Source organism: Pseudomonas sp. BP11-1-1, from assembly GCF_052112105.1.
Lineage (GTDB): Bacteria > Pseudomonadota > Gammaproteobacteria > Pseudomonadales > Pseudomonadaceae > Aquipseudomonas > Aquipseudomonas alvandae.
In genome coordinates, this window is the sequence record NZ_JAUTYU010000003.1 from 90445 (window position 1) to 108127 (window position 17683).

Consider the following 17683-nt stretch of genomic DNA (forward strand, 5'->3'; position numbering starts at 1 on the left):
CAGGAGGTCTCATGACTCACGTTCACGAAGCAAAAATCAAGGAAATCGTTTCCCAGGTCTTGGGGGTCAACGCCGAAGAAATCCAGAACCACAAGGACTTCATCGAAGCTTATGGCGCCGACTCGATGTCGGGAATAGAAATCCTCGCCGGCATCGAAGGTGCATTCCAGGTGCGGGTCGATGAAACCTACATCCCCAGGATCACCAGTGTGGATTCGATACTCTCGTTTATCGACAAGACCCTTGAGGCTGAGTGTGCATGAACAGCTCCGGTAAGGGCACAAGGGTGGTGGTGACGGGCCTGGGGCCGGTCAGTCCGATCGGGGTCGGAAAAGAGGCCTTTTTCCATGCTTTGAAAACAGGGGTGAACGGCACCGTGCCGCTGTCGAAAATCGACACGCAGCGCTTCGAAAGAAAGTACGGCTGCGAGGTGAAAGGCACCATCGCTGAATGGGTCGCTGATTTCGATGCGTTCGCCGAATCGGGTACGCCGAGTCATTTTGCCCTGGCCGCCACCGGGCTCGCCCTTGCCGATGCCGGGATCGAGCGGGCAGCGATTGCTGGCAAGCGGGTCAATTGTTACTTCGGCACGACTTATGGTGAATCCAACCTGATCGACGACATGGTCACGGCCATGGCGCAGTCCCAGCCAGGCCTGCATGCTTCGCTGGGGCGCACGTTTGCCTCCGAGATCAGCCGAGACGTGGCCAGATCGATAGGTTCCACCGGCGAGGCCGTGACGATTGGCAATGCCTGCTCGGCCAGTAATGCTGCGTTGATCTTCGGCTACGAGGCCATCCAGGCGGGTGACTGCGAGCTGGCCATCTGCGGTGGGAGCGATGCAGTGTACAAGGCCACCTTCGCGACCTTCCATCGCCTGGGCAGCATGACCGACAAGGACTGCACGCCGTTCAACGCCGGCCGCAAGGGTGTCCTGACCTCCGAAGGCGGCAGCGCGCTGGTGCTTGAAAGTTACGAACGGGCCATTCGCCGTGGAGCACACATTTATGCAGAAGTGCTGGGCTTCGCGATGAATTGCGATGCGGACCACATGGTGAGGCTCAATCATCACAGCGTTGGCGACTGCATGAAGGCGGCACTTGCAAACGCCTGCGTCCCGCCCGGGACGGTGGGTTATATCTGTGCCCACGGCACCGGTACGGCAGCCAATGACAGTAACGAGTACAAGGCCATCGAGGCGGTCTTTGGCCATTCACCGCCACCGGTCAGTTCGATCAAGTCCATGATGGGGCATAGCATGGGCGCGGCGGCGGGTTTCGGTGCCATCGCCTGCATGCTTGCCCTCAGCGAAGGGTTGCCGCCGACGATCAACGTGAGCGAGCAGGATCCTGAAATACCCATCGACGTGGTTTGCGAGGGTTTCAGGGCCGGAAAAGTCGACGTGGTCATCAACAATGCCTTCGCTTTTGGCGGAAATAATTCAATCCTGGTATTCGGTAATCCCAAATGAGCAATGACGCTATCGTTGCACTGGCCGTAAACGATTGGGTCATGTTGCGGATGCCCGGCGCATTCGAGCAAGGGGGCACGGAGTTGCATCATGGGCTGGCGCCCCGGTGGGACCTGACGGCGGGCGAACTGGTGCCTAGCCGGGAGTTGAAGAACTTCGATCGACAGTCCCTGTTGCTGTTGGCGGCGATGTCGTTGATCGAGGATGCCAACCAGGGCGAATCCCTGGCGCGTGCGGCCGTCATTGGTGGCACGTCCAACGGTTCGATCGATACCGTCATCCAGTTGATCAAGGAGTCGAACGAAAGTCGTTTTGCATTCCAGGTCAATCCGGCACAGATCCCCAACACCGTCATAAATTCCTCGGTGGGGCAGTTGGCGATCAAATACGGCATCAAGGGTGCCAACGTTTCGCTCTGCGCCAAGGAACTGAGCTTCTACAGCGCGATGGTGCAAGGGCTGCGATTCGCCAGGCGCGGGGACTGCGAGCGGATCTACGCGACAGCCATGGAAACCTTCAGCGGCGAATTCGGTACTCTTTATGCCGACAGCCATGGGCTGGACGCGGCAGAACGAATCGATACCGCCGCGATTTTCAGTCTCCGAACCTGTTCCGATCCGCAAACGCCGGGGCCGGTGGTCAGGTCCTGCGTGACCGGGCGCTTGTTCCCCACGAGCGGGGCCAGCCTGGGCGACCTGATACTCACGTTCGTGGCAGGCAATGGGGTGGCGCTTGATAGACTCGGTCAGGTCAGCGTGTCGGTAGCGGAATCGTGGCGGGCCGCCCTGGACGATCTCGGCCAGGCATTCGGGGAAAAACTCGCTGTCCTGCAACGGGCAAAAGCATTGAGCCTGTCCCTGGTCGGAGCCTACCAACTCGCCGACTTGGCGCAATCGGTCAAGGCCGGCGATGTTGGGGTAATGGCGTGTGTCGATGAGGAAGGCTTCTATGGCATCGCATTGGTGGGGTGTAGCGAAGCCCAGGCCGGTGCTGCCAAGGGTTCAAGGGATTCAAGCAAGGTGGGTGACGTATGATTCTGGTAGTGAGATGGCTGTTGGTCGGGCTGTTCATCGTCCTGAGCTTTCCATTTTTATGTGTGTTCATGTTGATCAATCCGAAGAAGAACCGGAACCTGCACGTCGCCTGCCGCGCCTATTCGGTGATCAATCGAATATTTCTGGTTCGTGTCGCTGTCAGGGGCTTCAACACGATTGCCGAGGGCAAGCCGTATATCTACGTGGTCAACCATCAATGCAACTATGACGTGATGATCGTTGCCGAGGCGCTCAAGCCAGGCACGGTCATTGTCGGGAAGGAATCGCTCAAGTGGTTGCCCCTGGTGGGGCAATTGTATTGGCTGACCGGCAGCCTGTTCATTGACCGAAGCAATCCGCGGGCCTCGATCCAGAGCATGCGCAAGGTGGCCAAGAATGTCGCGGCCAACAATACGTCCCTCTGGATTTTCCCTGAAGGCACCCGGAACAACGGCGGGAACTTGTTACCTTTCAAGAGCGGCGCGTTCCGGCTCGCCAAGGACATGGGGGTGGGGATCGTTCCCGTGACGATCTGCTCCGCTGTCAGAGACGTTGCCTACAATTCATTGCGCTCCACTGACGTCAGCATCGTCGCCCACCCGCCCATCGAGGCGGATGTCGTGGCAAGCATGAATAGCAAGGACTTGGCGAGCCACACGCGCGAGATCATCAGCAACATGATCCCAATCGTTTGAGCCAGAAGCTCACACGGCATCCTTTCCAGGCACGGTGTGCGGGTCGTTCCGTCGCTCGGCCACCAGCAGCAACGACTGCGGCGGCGGGCAGATCCTTTATCATCGCTGGAAGGGCGGCGGGTGTTGAATCACAGCGTTTGCCCAAAAGCGGACGCTGAGCGCCACGTATTTACCTGAGGCCTATTGCGCGAGTAGAATGCGATTAATTATCAATCATGTACTTGCCGGTATTCCGATGCGCAGCGATGAAACACTAGGTACTGCAGATCTAGGGCTGCTCTATCGCACCCACCACTCGTGGTTACAAGGTTGGCTGATCCGACGCATTGGATGTCGCGATAACGCAGCAGATTTGGCGCAGGACACCTTTGTACGTCTGCTCAAATCCCGTCAGTCCAGCCCCTTGCGTGAACCACGCGCCTATTTGAGCAGTATCGCCCGCGGACTGATGATTGATCAGTATCGTCGTCGCGAACTCGAACGTGCCTACTTGGAAAGCATCACGTTGCTGCCTCAACACGAGGTTCCCTCGGAAGAGCGCCGACTGCTGATTCTTGATGCGCTTGAGCGCATAGACCGCATGCTCGATATGCTTAAGCCGAGAGTTCGCCAAGCGTTTTTATTTGCCCGGCTCGACGGTTTGACCTGCGCGCAAATAGCCGAAAAGCTGGGTGTTTCCAGTGCGACGGTGGAACGCGACCTGGCCATAGCCCTGCAACACTGCTATCGCTTGCGTTATGTCGAGGCGTGAGTCGCAGGCGCTGGATCCGGCCGTTGTCGACCAGGCGATCCACTGGCAAGTGCGCCTTCGCTTCAATCAACCCGATGAGCAAACACAGCGCACTTTTGAGCACTGGCTGCAGCAGCGCCCAGAGCACGTGTTGGCGTGGCAGCGTGTGGATACGCTTGGGGATGAATTTGCAGGCGTGCCAGCTCAACTGGCCCGGCAAACCCTTAATGGTACCCGTCATGGAATGCGGCGGCGGGAAAGCCTGAAGTTACTGGGTCTATTGGCTACTGTCAGCACGGCAGCCTGGCTCGGCCGGGACTATACACCCGTACCCGCCATGCTTGCGCAGCAGCGCAGCAGTACCGGCGAGCAACGACGCTTCCAACTCGATGATGGCAGCCTTATCCAGCTCAATAGCGATAGCGCCGTCGACAGCGATTTCGACGCCCAGCGACGCCTGATAATCCTTCGACGTGGTGAAATCATCGTGAATGTCGGCGCGGATCAACACTCGCCTCGAGCACGACCGTTCTGGGTGCAATCACGTAACGGGATCATGCGCGCTCAGAGTTCCCGCTTTCTGGCACGCGAGCTTGACGATGGCACTCTGGTCGCGGCTCGGGAAGGATCAGTCACGGTGTTCCCCGGCTCCAGTCAGAGTCCTGCGAGCCGCAGCGTCCAGGCTGGAAATCAGCTGCTGTTCACATCAAGCGGCACCCGAATGTTCAGGGACAACGGCCTTGATCTATGGAGTTGGGGTGACGGGGTGATCAGTGCGCGCAATATGCGCCTCGATGATTTCATCGCGGAGTTGTCGCGTTATCGCCCCGGAGTACTGCGCTGCGCCGAAGAAGTCGCTGATCGTCGCGTTTCCGGCACCTTCCAGCTCGCCGACAACGACCAGGTGCTGGCATTGATCGCGCAGTCATTGCACTTGCACATTGATTATCGAACCCGTTATTGGGTAACTGTGACCGCTGCCACCTGAACCCATCCAAACTTTTGTATCAGCTGAAAAATAATGAGGTAGTTTCTCATTCTCGTTCGACCTCTAAGGAAGGCCGGAATACAGGCCAGTCTGCCGATGTCCTTTCTTGGAGCGAGAAAATGAGTTCGTCCCCTGTTTCACAGCGCCATCCATTAAATCGTGCCTTGCAAGGTGTGATTTTGGGTTTGATCGTTAGCAGCTATGCATTGCCGTCGCTGGCGCAAACGTCAAGCGCTGGCCACAACAATCAAGCCAAACAGTGGAACATCGCTGCCGGCCCACTGGCGCCGGCGCTTGACCGCTTTGCGCGCGAGGCTGGCATCAGTCTTTCCTTCGACGCGTCGAGTGTAGCGAACCGCAGCACTGCTGGCGTGAATGGCACGCTCGTTACGTCGGCAGCGCTGTCATCGTTGCTGCAGGGGAGCGAATTGCAAATCGAACAGCAAGGCCCGAATGCCTATCTACTGATCCCTCAACCAAAGCCCGCCGGCCCGCTGGAGCTCGACGCAACGGACGTCGAGGAATACCGCCTTGCACCTCTCATCATCAATGCCAAGGTCAGGGTCAGTGCCGATGACGATGCCAACTCGGTGGTCGCCAAGGAGCTCTGGGTTGGCGGCAAGGTGGCAACCAGCATTCTCAATACACCGGCATCGGTGTCGGTTGTTACCAACAAGGAAATGGAGCAACGCAGCGTCAGCACCACGGAAGAGGCGCTGCAATACACGCCGGGCGTGGTCAGTGACTTCTATGGTACGGATGACCGCAACGACTATTTCCAGATCCGGGGTTTCCAGGCCACCACCTACCGTGACGGCTTGACCCTGAGTTCGATGCGCGGCGTACGCGAAGATCCGTTCGCTTATGAACGCATAGAGATTCTGCGTGGCGCCAACTCCACGCTGTTTGGCCCGGCGGACCCGGGCGGTTCGGTGAATTTCGTGACCAAACAGCCGCGCTTCGAGCAGTTTGGCCAGGGCTATGTGACCTACGGTTCGTTTGACCATGTCGAGACAGGCATTGATGTGGGGGATGCGCTGAACGACGAAAAAACCTTGGCTGGCCGCTTTACTGCCAAAGGCCAAAACAGCGACCGTGAATATGATCACTCGCAGGACGACAACCAGTTGGTGATGGGTGGCCTCACCTGGGCACCCACGGATTACACGTCGGCAACGGTGATTCTGGACTACCTGAAAACTGAAAGTTCGCCCAACAGTGGCGGTTATCCGCTGGACAAGGAATACGACCGCAGCAAGTTTTATGGTGAGCCCAGCTACAATTTCCATGATGTCGAGCGCACCAGCCTCAGCGGTAACGTCACCCATGATTTCGATAACGGCTTCGTATTGCGCAGTAATCTGCGTTACAGCAAATTGACCGATGATTTTGGCTACGTTTACCTCAGCGACAGCGCCGCACGTGTCGGTACTACCGTTGACCGGTTTCTGTTTGGAACGGACACCGAGGCCGACCAGTTCAACGGCAATCTGATGCTGCAATACGATGCCCGCTTCGAGAACATCGACAGCAGCAGCCTGGTGGGCGTGGAGTACCTCGATTCGACCACCAAGGAAAGCTCGGTCTACGCCCTGACGACCCCGATTGATATTGCAAATCCGGTGTTTACTGGCGTTTCACGCTCAATCGCGCCGTATGCCGTCAACAAGCGAGACGCGACCACCAAGGCCGTATTCCTTCAGCAGAACCTGTCGTTCTACGAGCGTTTCATCGTCACCGCGGGTATGCGCAACGATTCGATGGACCTGACCAGCAAAGGCTTGCAATCGACTGAGAAAGACAACTTCTCCGAAACCTCCTACCGAGGTGCGTTGACCTATATCGTCAACGATGAGGTGTCCACCTATGTGAGCATGGTGGAATCCGTCTCACCGCCTCAGGTTGGCGTAACACCGCAGACGGGCACGCAGTACGAAGTGGGCGTGAAGTACGCGCCGATGGGGATGGACGCACTGTTCTCCGCAGCCGTTTATGACCTGACCCAGGAAAACGTCACCATCGCCGTGGTGCTGCCGAGCGGCGTCATCGAGCAACAGACGGTGGGCGAATCGCGGGCACGTGGCCTCGACCTGGAGGCCAAGGCGCAGGTGACGCAGAACCTCAGCCTGATTGGTGGCTACTCTTATATGGAGTCCGAGGTACTGCGCGGTTCGTTGTACGACGGCAGCTCGCTGAAGGGTAATGAGTTCTCCACGGCACCCAAGCATTCCGCTTCGCTCTGGAGCTATTACGACGTGCCCGGCACTGATGTCAGCGTTGGCTTGGGTGCGCGCTACGTCGGCTCTTATTACTTCGATGCAGCCAACTCCGGCAAAAGCGATGGCACCACACTGTTCGACGCCGCCTTCAACTACGAGATTGCCAAGGGCACTGACCTTGCGGTGAACGTCAGCAACCTGCTGGATGAGCAGCACGTGGTCGGTTCCGGCACAGCGAACTTCTACAACCCGGGGCGCGAGATTACCGCCAAAGTGAGTTATAGCTGGTAAGCAGGTTCCCATCTATAAGAAGCAGTGCCCGATATATTTCGGGCACTGTCATCACCCCCACAGTTGTCCTCCGCGCCGCAGATTAACGTTCTCCAAGGCGCGAATTTACTTCAACGCAGCTACCACGGCATCGAAGAATACCATCGGGTCGATCGGCTCTTTGTCAACCGGCTTGGGCTGGGCACCAAAGGTGACAATCACCACGTTATTGGCAGGGTTGATATAGATGTTCTGGCCCTGGATACCGACCGCCGAATAGGCGCCGTCTTTCACCGATGGCTCGGTCCACGCCGTCCACCACATGTAACCGTAGTCCAGGGACTTACCGCCTTTGAGTTTGGTCGGCAGCGTCGCCTCCTTGACCCAGCCTTCAGGCAGAATCGATGTGCCATTAATCTTGCCGCCGTTCATGAAAAACAGCCCGAAGCGTCCATAATCGCGCAGCGTGGCGCTGATACCGCTGCCACCGATTTCCACGCCGTCAGGCGAATCGAGCCACCACCGGGCATCACTCTCCATACCGAACGGCTGCCAGATCTTCTGCGACAGATAATCGGCCAGCGGCATCTTCACCGCGCCACGGACGATCTCGCCGAGTACCTGCGTTTCGCCAGTGCTGTAAGTGTTGGCCGTGCCGGGCTCGGCAGCTCTCGGCAAACTTGCCATCAAGGCCATGGCCGAACGTGGTTTCTGCGATATCTGCGCTTTGAGTAGCGCGCGACGATCGGACGCTGGATCGGTGTAGGTCTCGTTCCACTTCACGCCCGAAGACATCATCAGCACGTCGCGCACGGTCACGCCTTCGTAGGCGCTGCCCTTGAGCTCGGGAACGTAATCCACCACTTGCGCATCAAGGCCCTTGATAAGGCCGTCCTTGATCGCTGCAGCCGCTAGTGTGGAGGTAATGGATTTGGCTATCGACATCGACATCCATCGGGTTTTCTCGGTGTTGCCACGCTGATAGGTCTCGAACACGATCTTGCCGTCCTTGAGCACGAGCATTGCCGTAATGCTGTCCAGTGCGACGAAGTCATACAGGTCGTACTTTTTATCTCCGACAGTGAAGCGCACGTTGGGCAACTGTTTATCTGATTTCGGCAGCGCATACGGATGATCGCCGGCTTTAATCCTGTGGGTGGGGAAGAGCCGGTCGATGTTGCGGTAGGTACTGACTGCCAGATCGGGGAGCATGGCGCCGTCATAGATCTGCTCCACGGTGCCAATCGGTTCCTGGGCGTGGGGATAATCCTCAGCCCATGCGCCCGAGGTGATAGCCGCAGCGAGCAGACCAAGTGAGAGAAGCAGCGAGCGACCAGGCGCAGTCCCACGAAAAATAGCGGATGAGTGCATAACCTATCCTTCTTTTTTGTTTTGCTATTCACGCACGTCAAGACGAGCGGCCGCTTGAACCATAGCCCACTCATTGGGATCGCGCCCGAGCGCTGGGCCACCTTCAGCTGCGGTCCAGCGGGCTTCTGGATCTGTCAGCGGTAGGGGCTTCGGCAGCGTTTAGGCAGAGCCTTTCCATTGGGTGTCTCGCTGGTGGGGCTGCCAACGGCGGCCTGGGGGGGGACCTGGTGGAATTATCTGGCGGCCGTTACGAAGTCGCCGCCATGCAGGGTGAGGCACGTGAGGTTTATTTCCTCGAGTTTGCCCGCCAGATACAGACCGTCGCCAAAATGCCCGTGATGTCCGGTAAGAGTGCTAATTACCTATTCCGCAACAGCACATAAGCTTCACCGCCGTTTCGGTCATGTTGAAGAATAAAGTTGTTGTCCTGGATACGCACCTTCGATGGCACACGATCTGCTACCGGCGTTTGCGAGTAAGTCTGCGCGGCACTCAGTAGTTGGCGGGTCAGGCTGTCGTCGGGTTGCTTCGGGGTGGTGACGACGCATTCCTTTTCGGAAAGTTGCACAGCGAGGTTTTTGTCCGCGGTGAAGCCGATGCGCGTGAAGCCCATGTCCTGGAGGTCGTTGATGCCGAACCGCTTGGCCGCTTCAGCAGAGCCGGCGAATGAGGGGGCGGTCTTCAGACAGATGTCGACGAAGGCTTCGATGGCCTTGGAGGTGACAGGCGTCGATACGGTTGGCTTTGCAGTGGTGCAGCTGACGAGGGCTAACACGCTGGACAAGGCGAGTGTGCGGAACAAAGTATTGGACATGAAACGGGGATCCTTCCAGTTGAAATTCGGAGTGCAGGAGTGGGCTGGGCGGCGCCGGAGCAGACCGCCTGCGAATGGTAAATTAAAATGGATTACGGGGCTTAGGACTTTGTGAACCCCAACGCTTGCTGGCAATGGCTCGCGCTGTGAACCGGTGTGCACTCAGGTCAGCCTGACGGCGGTCGAGCAGATTGCATAACAGCGATAAGCAATAGCTTCTCGATTTTCGTAAATGCTAACCGGCCGCTTTTGGCTTGGGAGCTGCCTGTCGCCTCGGTCATCAACGAGCGACTCTGAGTCGGTCAGGGCTGCGGCCTTGAATTTAACGATAGAACCCCTTCCAGTCAGACGAGTCTGTTCCTGTATTACTTTCGGGAAAACAGCCAATGTCAGCGCGCCATAGCCTTATTGTCCTTGCACGCGGAGGGTACGCTGCTCGAGGAGTGATTTACCTGATCATCGGTATCTTTGCATTGCTTGCGGCACAAGATTCGACAAAGCCGAAAGACAGTCAAAAAAGCCTGGAAGCCCTATTAGGCCAGCCGTTTGGCTATTTTTTAGTGGGAATCGTCGTGGCGGGTCTGCTCGCATTTGCGGCATGGCGTGTTCTGCAAGCTACGCGTGATGTCGACCATCACGGCAAACATCTCAAGGGTCTGATAATTCGCACCGGTCTGTTTGCAGGAGGTTTGGTCAATGGTGCTCTGGCATTTTTTGCGCTAGGCCTACTTGTAAGCGGAATAGGTAGCTCGGGTAACTCAGGGGAACACACCAGAGATTGGCTGGCGCATCTATTGTCCTGGCAGCATTCCAATGTATTGGTGTATCTGATTGCTCTTATTCCGCTTGGCGTTGGAATCGCTCACATTATCAAGGGATGGAAGGCGTCGTTTGAAAAGTATTTCGAGGCCGACGAAGACGTCATGCGGTACGTCCGCCCAGTGTCTCGGTTTGGCCTGATTGCACGTGGCGTCGTCTTTATAGAGATTGCATTGCTGTTGGCCGTTAGTGGCTCTGCCTATCAAGCCATGGATCCACCCGGTATGAAGGAAGCCCTTGAGGCGCTCCAGAATTTACCAGCTGGGTGGATGGTTTTGATGATAATGGCCTTCGGATTGATTGCTTTCTCGGCTTACAGCTTCGCTGAGGCCTTCTGGCGGAAGATAAATATGGAAGTCCCTGGCGTATAGGCATGTCCATGGCATCAATAGTGTTCGGCCCCGTTCGGGGCCCCGACATCACTCGGTTTTCGCCGCCATCAATGCGTTCAATTCGCCGTATGTATGGGCTTTCAAGGCGTGGGTGTCGAGTTGGCCATTGTCGAGGAAACTGCTGACCAACGCGCCCATGGCGCCATGCAGAAATTCGGCGATGCTGGAACCTGCGCTGAGCCGTCGGACTCCTAGGCGCTTCAATTCGTCGAGGGAGGGCAACCCGTCCCGGGACAGCAGGTTCACTGGCAGTCTGGTTTCCCGGCAGACGGTGGCGATTTCGTCCGCATCGATCACGCCGGCGGCAAACAGACCATCTGCCCCGGCGGCGGCATACAGCGCGGCGCGTTTCAGTAGTTCTTCCAGACGCTGTTCGGCGGGGAAAAGGTTCTTGAGGTAAACGTCGGTCCGTACGTTGACGAACAGCTTGACGCCCGCCCGGTCTGCCACCGTCCTCGCCACGTCAACCTTGCGAACTAGCAGCTCTGGCGAGCCCAGGCCGTCTTCGATATTGATCCCGACCGCTCCGGCGGCAATGACGGCATTGATCACCTGGCCGACCTGCTTCAGATCATCCGAGTAGCCGCCTTCGATATCCACTGTGAGCGGTACGCTGAGCACCCTGGCCATCGATTTGACGGTGGTACTCAGCAGGTCAAGAGGCAGCTTGTTGCCATCCTGATACCCGTGGGACCAGGCCATGGCCGCGCTGCTGGTGGCTACGGCCTTGCCACCCAGGCGTTCGACCATACGCGCACCACCCGCGTCGGCCACATTGGCCAGAACCAACAGTCCATTCTGGTGGAGGCTGTGAAAAGCGTTATCCAGTGGGGCCATGGCAATTCAACTCCTTTGAAGGGTTTGTTTTATTGCTGCTCTGTCCACACGGCCAGTTCATAGCCATCTGGATCCGTGAAGTGGAACCTGCTGCCACCCGGGAAAGAAAATACCTCCCGGGTTAAAACAGCGCCCAGGGCTATGAGCCGCCGTTGTGTTTCAGCGAGGTTGTCGGCGTACAAAATGATTAAAGGCCCACCCGGTCGAACGGGCTCGCCTGTAGTGAAACCACCGGTGAGGCGGCCGTCAGTGAATTCAGTGTAGGTGGGGCCATAGTCGACGAAGGTCCAACCGAATGCGCTGCCGTAGAAGGCTTTGCTACGGGCGATGTCGCCTACATTAAGCTCGATATTGTCGATTTGTCGGTCTTTGCCGCGAACGCTCATGCTTGCCTCCCTGGCCGATGCTTAGGGTGGCGAGTGTAACGTAAGCGCTTGCACTGTTCGCGCATTGGGGCCTGTTAAGGCGCTTTTAGCTTGTCGGCGAATAGGGGTAGGGGGTATACCTATCGTGCGCAACGCATAGCAGAGGTATCCAATGGGTCATATCGCAGCAAACAAAGACGATCTTCTCAAGCGCGTGAAACGTATCGCCGGACAGATCCAGGCCGTTGAGCGGGCCTTGGAGTCGGATCTCGATTGCGCCAAGACACTTCACCTCGTGGCCGCCACTCGTGGCGCCCTCAACGGTCTGATGGAAGAAATCATCGAAGACCACGCACGGGAGCATGTCGCTAACCCTGCGCTCAGCGAAGCGCAGCGCAACAAAGGCGTCGAAGAGCTGCTCGAAGCCATTCGCCGTTATTCCAAGTGAACGCATCCAGGTACACCCCCATGAGCGGCTCCCACCTCAACTACACCCACCACCACATGTTCCTTGGCTCGGCGCACGACGAAAACGCCAAGCGTACGCTTTGGGTCGTGGCACTGACCGTCGTGATGATGATTGGCGAAATAATCGCCGGCTATATCACAGGGTCGATGGCCTTATTGGCCGATGGTTTTCATATGGCAACCCATGCCGGCGCATTGGGCATCACGGCCGCCGCTTACGGATATGCAAAACGCCACGCGTCCAGTCAGCGATACAGTTTTGGTACCGGGAAGGTTGGCGACTTGGGCGGGTTTGCCTCGGCGTTGATACTCGGCATGGTCTCCCTGGGGATTGGCGTTGAGTCTGTCATGCGTCTCTTGCAGCCAACAGACGTCCAGTTCGGCTCTGCGACGCTCATTGCGATTGTCGGTTTGATCGTCAACATTATCAGCGCACTGCTGCTGGGCCACGGACATAGCCATGGGCATGATCACAGTGATCATGACCATCACCACCACGGGCACGACAATAATCTGAAATCGGCCTATTTCCATGTCATCGCAGACGCGCTGACGTCGGTGCTGGCCATCGTTGCACTGCTCGCCGGCCGCTATCTCGGTTGGGTGTGGCTGGACCCGGTCATTGGGATCGTCGGCGCCCTCGTTATCGCGCGTTGGGCATGGTCGTTGATGGGCGTCACCGCGGCTGTATTGCTGGACCAGACAGATGCCCACATTGCCGAGGAAATCCGCGAGCTGGTGGAGAAGAATGGGGATGCCACCATTACGGACTTGCACGTGTGGCAGATTGGACCGCAAGCCCATGCGGCCATTGTCAGCGTAATGGGTGACAACACGGTGGACGCCGATAGCATTCGTGAACGTCTCAAGCCGGTTCACGAAGTCAGCCATCTGACCGTCGAATATCGTCCCGTCTGACCCAACGCTCCAAGGCGTTTTCCGAGGCTCATGATGAAAACCACTGACAGGCCGGGCGGTGTTCCAACGACTGCGCCAATCCGCAAGGCTTCGACCGGCAATGCCTGGCGCACCATGCCAGGCGGTATCTGGGCACTGGGCTTCGTCTCGATGTTGATGGATATTTCCTCGGAGATGATCCATGCCTTATTGCCGCTCTACATGGTCACAGTGCTGGGTACCTCCGTCCTGGCGGTGGGTCTCATCGAAGGAATCGCCGAGGCTACAGCCTCGATCACCAAGGTATTCTCCGGGGCTCTCAGTGATCGATTGGGCAAGCGCAAACTGCTTGCGGCGCTGGGTTACGGATTGGGGGCGCTGTCGAAACCGATCTTTCCTTTGGCAGGCTCGCTGGACTGGCTGACCGGTGCCCGCTTTATCGATCGTATTGGCAAAGGGATCCGCGGTGCCCCGCGTGATGCATTAGTCGCCGACATCACTCCGCCAGCGATAAGAGGGGCAGCTTTCGGCCTGCGCCAGACGCTGGATACCGTGGGTGCGTTCCTGGGGCCGCTGCTTGCGATTGGCTTGATGTGGCTGACGGCGAACCACTTCCAGACGGTTTTTTGGGTGGCCGTCATCCCGGCCTTCCTTGCCGTCGCGGTGTTGCTTCTGTTTGTCCATGAGCCCGCACAGGCGCCAGGAGCGCAACGGGTGCGTATGCCCTTGAGTCGACGGGAGTTGGCACGACTGGGCGCCGGCTATTGGTGGGTGGTGGGTGTAGCTGCGGTGTTCACCCTGGCACGCTTCAGCGAAGCCTTCCTGATCCTGCGTGGCCACGCCGTTGGACTGGCGCCGATGTGGGCACCTGCAGTGCTGGTCTTGATGGCCGTGGCGTACTCGCTGTCAGCCTATCCAGCTGGCGCACTGTCTGATCGTATCAACCGCCTGTCGGTGCTCGGCACAGGGCTGATATTGCTGATCATCGCCGACCTGACACTGGCATTCGTTCCGGGCATCACCGGCCTGGCTGCAGGAGTGGTTCTATGGGGACTGCACATGGGGTTTACCCAGGGAATATTCGCTGCCTTGATCGCCGATTGCGCGCCTATTGAGCTGCGTGGCACGGCATTTGGCATGTTCAATCTGTTGACTGGGTTGACCTTGCTGGTGGCAAGCGTCACTGCGGGTGTTCTGTGGGACTCGGTGGGTTACCAGGCTACTTTCGTGATGGGAGCCGGCTTTGCCGTGCTGACTTTTCTGGGGCTATGGGTAATAAAAAAGAAAGTTCAGGTTCGGTAGCCAGAATTCTGCAGTAACGCTATTTCAATCGGATGCGTTATTTCTTTTTAGACGCCAGCGCTATATAGCGGTGCCACGGAAAGTCAACTAGCGTGTAACGGCTGAACTCAAGGATGCCTCTGCATGACTACGCTTCGCGCGCCCGCACTCGGTCCCATCGTGGGACACACGACCCATCGTTCGTGCCGGTTGTGGATTGCCGCCTCGGATTGTCTCGATCGAAAAGAACTGGATGAAGAGGTCCGCTCCATTGGTGTACTCGGTGTCGTAGGAAAAAACGGCAAGGTAAAGCCGGGGGATATCTTCTATTTTCGCTTGCCCCGCGAATACGACCGTACCGGCACGTTGAATCTCGGTGTAGACAAGTCCCTCTGGAAAAATGCGGCGGAGGAAAAGAAACTGCAGCCTTACACGCTCGATCCCGCCACCACCTACACCGTGCGCATGGCGTCGCTGAATCAGGATGACGCTTATCCCAATGACAGCAATGTAACCAGCGAGGAAATTGCGTCCAAGCTCCCAGACGCGTCCGTGTGGGCGGACAAGTTGAATCTCGAAAATGGTTTGGGTGAAGCGTTTGCCGAGGCTACGTTCACCACACAGACGGCGCCAGGACAAGCCGCATCCCCACTCAGTTTCCTGCTGGGCTCGTGCCGATATCCAGGTTTGCTATGGAAGCGCAAGGAAGCCGACCGCATCTTTCGCCCCATGCTCCAGCAGCATGAGGCAAGGCCGGTCAACCTGTCACTCATGGCCGGGGATCAGGTCTATGCGGACATGTTCAATCGCATGGTGCCCATCGGCCTGGCGGATACCTACGAAGAGTTCCAGGAGCGCTACCATATTGCGTTCGGGTCGCGGAACATGCGCAAGCTGCTGAGTCGCGTGCCAACCTACATGATCCTGGATGACCACGAAATCGAGGACAACTGGTCACAGGATCGCCTGCACCAGAGCAACAGCAAACGGATACTCTTCAACCTGGCCATTGGTGCCTACATGAGTTACCAGTGGAGCCACGGCCCGCGTTTCACCGACAGCTACGTCAATGATCCGGCGTACGGGGCGCCAGCCTCGCTCAAGCGGATGCGCACGCTGAACCTGTTCTACGACTTCGTTTGCGCCGGCTACCCATTCTTTGTCCTCGACACCCGCACCCAGCGTTTTCTCGCCGACCTGCCGGGGTTGGCCGACAATCACCTGCTGGGCCGGCCCTCGCTTGATCCCAACGAGCCGAGCCAACTGGACCGGGTATGCGCGTGGCTGATGCACATGCAGCAAACCCGCGGCAACGTGCCGAAGTTCATCGTGACGTCCAGCGTCTTCCTGCCAAACGGCGTGGATACCTTGCTCAGCGACGAGCACAAGGAGAAGGATGATTCGTGGCCGTGTTTTCCCAACACGCGTCGGCGGATTCTGCAGACGATGGTAGACGGAAACGTGCAGAACGTGATTTTCCTCTCCGGTGACATCCATTGCTCCAGCGTGGCGCAACTGGAATTCTCGGGCCCTGCCGCGGCGCTCAAGGCTTACTCCATAGTCTCCTCCGCATTTTATTGGCCGTTTGCTTTTGCCGATGGCGACCCCGCTGGCTACGTCCACGATTCACGCGCTGCGAATACCCAGGATGGCTTCGCCATCAGTCCGGCCCAGGGCACCTTGCACTACAGGGCGTGGGGTTTCTCCCAGGATGACAACTTCTGCCGGATCGACGTGGACCCGGTGGCGGCGGAACTGGCCGTGCAAGCCTTCGACGGGGATGGAGAGCCGATTGCACGAAGCCATGGGGACGGTCAGATACGCAAGATGCCGGAGAGATTGAAGCTGGCGCCTTGGTGATGCGGCGTACATCGTGACCGAGTGGTTGCGATGCTGCGCCATGACCGCCAAAGCCGGGCGGTCATGGCCCATGAACGCCGGGCATCCCCCCGGCGTTTATGAACGGATCAACGAAACGCGGGTGCTGGATGTTTGAGCGGCCGCCCAGCGGGAGAGCACGCACGGCCAACGAATGCATGATGTGTCCTTGTTGAATATTCCCCCACCCAGGCGCTATGGTCGGGCTTAATGCGCACGTCGGTCACGGGTTGGCGCTGCAGATTTCTGACCGTGATCCAAAGAGACGATAAGTCCAGCGTGTTCAATAGTGGCGTTAGGAATATTTTTAATGGCGAGTTCCAATTCACCCCAGTCGATGCAAGATTTCAGTCAAAACTTGCGTCTTCTCTGCGGGTACTACAAATCGGTGGCGATGGTGTGCCGCTCCCTCGATATCAACCGCCAGCAGTTCAACAAATACCTGGGGGCGCAGGCGACTCCCTCACTGTTCACCCTTCGCAAGATATGCGCCTTTTTCGGGGTCGATGAGGATGAGATATTCTCCGAGCACGATTCCTTCCGCGCTTTGCTCAACCGGCAGCGCACGTCGCGAGAGCCGGACAGTGCTGTACCCACCGATTTTTTTCCAAGCTCCGCGCAGGAGCTGTCGAAGTACCAGGGTTACTACTTCGTCTATTTGATGTCGCCCTCCGGTTCAGGGGAGGTGATCAAGTCGATTACCCGCTTGACTCGTTCTGGCAACAAAATCCTGAGTAAAACGTACGAGCGAGTGAGGTTGGGTGATGACCAACTGAAGAGTTTCGGCATCAATAAATATCGGGGGTTCTGCTTTGCATCATCGGACCTGATTTACATCGTCGAGCGCGAATACCTATCCTCCCGGGGCTATATCTGGTCAGCGCTTTACCCTTCCTACCGCAGTCGCTTCCGCTTTCTCAATGGCTTGGTGCTTGGCGTGTCGGGCGACAATTTTCGACGTCCTTTCGGTGCGCAGATTGTGTTTGAGTACCTTGGCGAGTCGATCGACCTGCGTAACGCGCTGTCCAGTTGCAGTTGCTTCCCGATTGATGCCCCTGAGATTCCCAGCGAAGTCAGGGCGCGGCTGCTGATCCGCCCATCCGAGGGTGAGTTCAACCTTGTTCCCCCCTTGTTCTAACCCCGCCTTAAAAACA

17 protein-coding genes and 1 pseudogene are annotated in these 17683 nt (G+C 57.6%); 14 read left to right on the forward strand and 4 right to left on the reverse strand.

Annotated elements, in window-relative coordinates:
- Positions 1-11 precede the first annotated feature (11 nt).
- The 7 genes from Q7C33_RS07195 to Q7C33_RS07225 all read left to right on the forward strand — a co-directional run bounded on the left by Q7C33_RS07195 (position 12) and on the right by Q7C33_RS07225 (position 7428).
- Positions 12-263 carry an acyl carrier protein gene (locus tag Q7C33_RS07195; protein WP_198795754.1) on the forward strand — a complete coding sequence of 84 codons (252 nt, stop codon included), beginning with the start codon at positions 12-14 and terminating at the stop codon, positions 261-263.
- Positions 260-1471, forward strand: coding sequence for a beta-ketoacyl-[acyl-carrier-protein] synthase family protein (locus tag Q7C33_RS07200; RefSeq protein WP_030141807.1), 1212 nt, complete (start codon positions 260-262; stop codon positions 1469-1471). Before Q7C33_RS07195 ends, Q7C33_RS07200 begins: the two co-directional genes overlap by 4 nt.
- Entirely contained in the window at positions 1468-2505 is a 1038-nt protein-coding gene (locus Q7C33_RS07205; protein ID WP_217859805.1) for a beta-ketoacyl synthase N-terminal-like domain-containing protein, read from the forward strand. Before Q7C33_RS07200 ends, Q7C33_RS07205 begins: the two co-directional genes overlap by 4 nt.
- A complete protein-coding gene (locus Q7C33_RS07210) occupies positions 2502-3200 on the forward strand; it encodes a lysophospholipid acyltransferase family protein (protein WP_051066039.1) in 699 nt (232 codons plus the stop codon). Before Q7C33_RS07205 ends, Q7C33_RS07210 begins: the two co-directional genes overlap by 4 nt.
- A 235-nt stretch (positions 3201-3435) precedes the next feature.
- Positions 3436-3951 carry a sigma-70 family RNA polymerase sigma factor gene (locus Q7C33_RS07215; protein WP_030141804.1) on the forward strand — a complete coding sequence of 172 codons (516 nt, stop codon included), beginning with the start codon at positions 3436-3438 and terminating at the stop codon, positions 3949-3951.
- A complete protein-coding gene (locus Q7C33_RS07220) occupies positions 3938-4918 on the forward strand; it encodes a FecR domain-containing protein (RefSeq protein WP_030141803.1) in 981 nt (326 codons plus the stop codon). The genes Q7C33_RS07215 and Q7C33_RS07220 overlap by 14 nt, the downstream gene beginning before the upstream one ends.
- 119 nt (positions 4919-5037) lie before the next feature.
- Positions 5038-7428 carry a TonB-dependent siderophore receptor gene (locus Q7C33_RS07225; protein WP_407683074.1) on the forward strand — a complete coding sequence of 797 codons (2391 nt, stop codon included), beginning with the start codon at positions 5038-5040 and terminating at the stop codon, positions 7426-7428.
- Positions 7429-7533: 105 nt separating this feature from the next.
- On the opposite strand, the gene Q7C33_RS07230 is transcribed toward Q7C33_RS07225, so the two are convergent.
- Entirely contained in the window at positions 7534-8778 is a 1245-nt protein-coding gene (locus Q7C33_RS07230; protein WP_407683075.1) for a serine hydrolase domain-containing protein, read from the reverse strand.
- Positions 8779-8990: 212 nt separating this feature from the next.
- Between Q7C33_RS07230 and Q7C33_RS07235 the strand changes: the two are divergent.
- Positions 8991-9119: pseudogene (locus tag Q7C33_RS07235) on the forward strand (2,4-dienoyl-CoA reductase); the annotation flags it as partial.
- Between the two features lie 17 nt (positions 9120-9136).
- On the opposite strand, the gene Q7C33_RS07240 reads toward Q7C33_RS07235, so the two are convergent.
- Entirely contained in the window at positions 9137-9592 is a 456-nt protein-coding gene (locus tag Q7C33_RS07240; protein ID WP_030141800.1) for a hypothetical protein, read from the reverse strand.
- A gap of 386 nt (positions 9593-9978) precedes the next feature.
- On the opposite strand from Q7C33_RS07240, the gene Q7C33_RS07245 reads away from it, so the two are divergent.
- A complete protein-coding gene (locus Q7C33_RS07245; RefSeq protein WP_030141799.1) occupies positions 9979-10782 on the forward strand; it encodes a DUF1206 domain-containing protein in 804 nt (267 codons plus the stop codon).
- Positions 10783-10830: 48 nt separating this feature from the next.
- Here the strand turns inward: Q7C33_RS07245 and Q7C33_RS07250 are convergent, their stop codons facing one another.
- Positions 10831-11640 carry an isocitrate lyase/PEP mutase family protein gene (locus Q7C33_RS07250; protein WP_030141798.1) on the reverse strand — a complete coding sequence of 270 codons (810 nt, stop codon included), beginning with the start codon at positions 11638-11640 and terminating at the stop codon, positions 10831-10833.
- 29 nt (positions 11641-11669) lie between these two features.
- Positions 11670-12026 (reverse strand): VOC family protein, encoded by a 357-nt coding sequence (locus Q7C33_RS07255; protein ID WP_198795760.1) that lies wholly within the window; start codon positions 12024-12026, stop codon positions 11670-11672.
- A gap of 151 nt (positions 12027-12177) precedes the next feature.
- On the opposite strand from Q7C33_RS07255, the gene Q7C33_RS07260 reads away from it, so the two are divergent.
- The 5 genes from Q7C33_RS07260 (at position 12178) to Q7C33_RS07280 (ending at position 17667) form a co-directional block, all read left to right on the forward strand.
- Complete coding sequence (locus Q7C33_RS07260) at positions 12178-12453, forward strand: metal/formaldehyde-sensitive transcriptional repressor (RefSeq protein WP_030141796.1); 276 nt, start codon at positions 12178-12180, stop codon at positions 12451-12453.
- 20 nt (positions 12454-12473) lie between these two features.
- Positions 12474-13391, forward strand: a complete 918-nt coding sequence (gene dmeF / locus Q7C33_RS07265; RefSeq protein WP_030141795.1) for a CDF family Co(II)/Ni(II) efflux transporter DmeF — start codon at positions 12474-12476, stop codon at positions 13389-13391.
- Between the two features lie 33 nt (positions 13392-13424).
- The gene (locus tag Q7C33_RS07270) at positions 13425-14672 is read left to right on the forward strand and encodes an MFS transporter (protein ID WP_198795762.1); all 1248 of its coding nucleotides are present in this window, start codon (positions 13425-13427) and stop codon (positions 14670-14672) included.
- Between the two features lie 123 nt (positions 14673-14795).
- Positions 14796-16511 (forward strand): alkaline phosphatase D family protein, encoded by a 1716-nt coding sequence (locus Q7C33_RS07275; RefSeq protein ID WP_198795763.1) that lies wholly within the window; start codon positions 14796-14798, stop codon positions 16509-16511.
- Positions 16512-16839: 328 nt separating this feature from the next.
- The gene (locus Q7C33_RS07280) at positions 16840-17667 is read left to right on the forward strand and encodes a helix-turn-helix domain-containing protein (RefSeq protein ID WP_030141789.1); all 828 of its coding nucleotides are present in this window, start codon (positions 16840-16842) and stop codon (positions 17665-17667) included.
- Positions 17668-17683: the final 16 nt, after the last annotated feature.

Excerpts from the sequence above, each read along its gene's own strand:
- Q7C33_RS07195 (WP_198795754.1), top strand. The coding sequence starts at position 12 with ATGACTCACGTTCACGAAGCAAAAATCAAGGAAATCGTTTCCCAGGTC.
- Q7C33_RS07200 (WP_030141807.1), top strand. The coding sequence starts at position 260 with ATGAACAGCTCCGGTAAGGGCACAAGGGTGGTGGTGACGGGCCTGGGG.
- Q7C33_RS07205 (WP_217859805.1), top strand. The coding sequence starts at position 1,468 with ATGAGCAATGACGCTATCGTTGCACTGGCCGTAAACGATTGGGTCATG.
- Q7C33_RS07210 (WP_051066039.1), top strand. The coding sequence starts at position 2,502 with ATGATTCTGGTAGTGAGATGGCTGTTGGTCGGGCTGTTCATCGTCCTG.
- Q7C33_RS07215 (WP_030141804.1), top strand. The coding sequence starts at position 3,436 with ATGCGCAGCGATGAAACACTAGGTACTGCAGATCTAGGGCTGCTCTAT.
- Q7C33_RS07220 (WP_030141803.1), top strand. The coding sequence starts at position 3,938 with ATGTCGAGGCGTGAGTCGCAGGCGCTGGATCCGGCCGTTGTCGACCAG.
- Q7C33_RS07225 (WP_407683074.1), top strand. The coding sequence starts at position 5,038 with ATGAGTTCGTCCCCTGTTTCACAGCGCCATCCATTAAATCGTGCCTTG.
- Q7C33_RS07230 (WP_407683075.1), bottom strand. The coding sequence starts at position 8,778 with ATGCACTCATCCGCTATTTTTCGTGGGACTGCGCCTGGTCGCTCGCTG.
- Q7C33_RS07240 (WP_030141800.1), bottom strand. The coding sequence starts at position 9,592 with ATGTCCAATACTTTGTTCCGCACACTCGCCTTGTCCAGCGTGTTAGCC.
- Q7C33_RS07245 (WP_030141799.1), top strand. The coding sequence starts at position 9,979 with ATGTCAGCGCGCCATAGCCTTATTGTCCTTGCACGCGGAGGGTACGCT.
- Q7C33_RS07250 (WP_030141798.1), bottom strand. The coding sequence starts at position 11,640 with ATGGCCCCACTGGATAACGCTTTTCACAGCCTCCACCAGAATGGACTG.
- Q7C33_RS07255 (WP_198795760.1), bottom strand. The coding sequence starts at position 12,026 with ATGAGCGTTCGCGGCAAAGACCGACAAATCGACAATATCGAGCTTAAT.
- Q7C33_RS07260 (WP_030141796.1), top strand. The coding sequence starts at position 12,178 with ATGGGTCATATCGCAGCAAACAAAGACGATCTTCTCAAGCGCGTGAAA.
- dmeF (WP_030141795.1), top strand. The coding sequence starts at position 12,474 with ATGAGCGGCTCCCACCTCAACTACACCCACCACCACATGTTCCTTGGC.
- Q7C33_RS07270 (WP_198795762.1), top strand. The coding sequence starts at position 13,425 with ATGAAAACCACTGACAGGCCGGGCGGTGTTCCAACGACTGCGCCAATC.
- Q7C33_RS07275 (WP_198795763.1), top strand. The coding sequence starts at position 14,796 with ATGACTACGCTTCGCGCGCCCGCACTCGGTCCCATCGTGGGACACACG.
- Q7C33_RS07280 (WP_030141789.1), top strand. The coding sequence starts at position 16,840 with ATGGCGAGTTCCAATTCACCCCAGTCGATGCAAGATTTCAGTCAAAAC.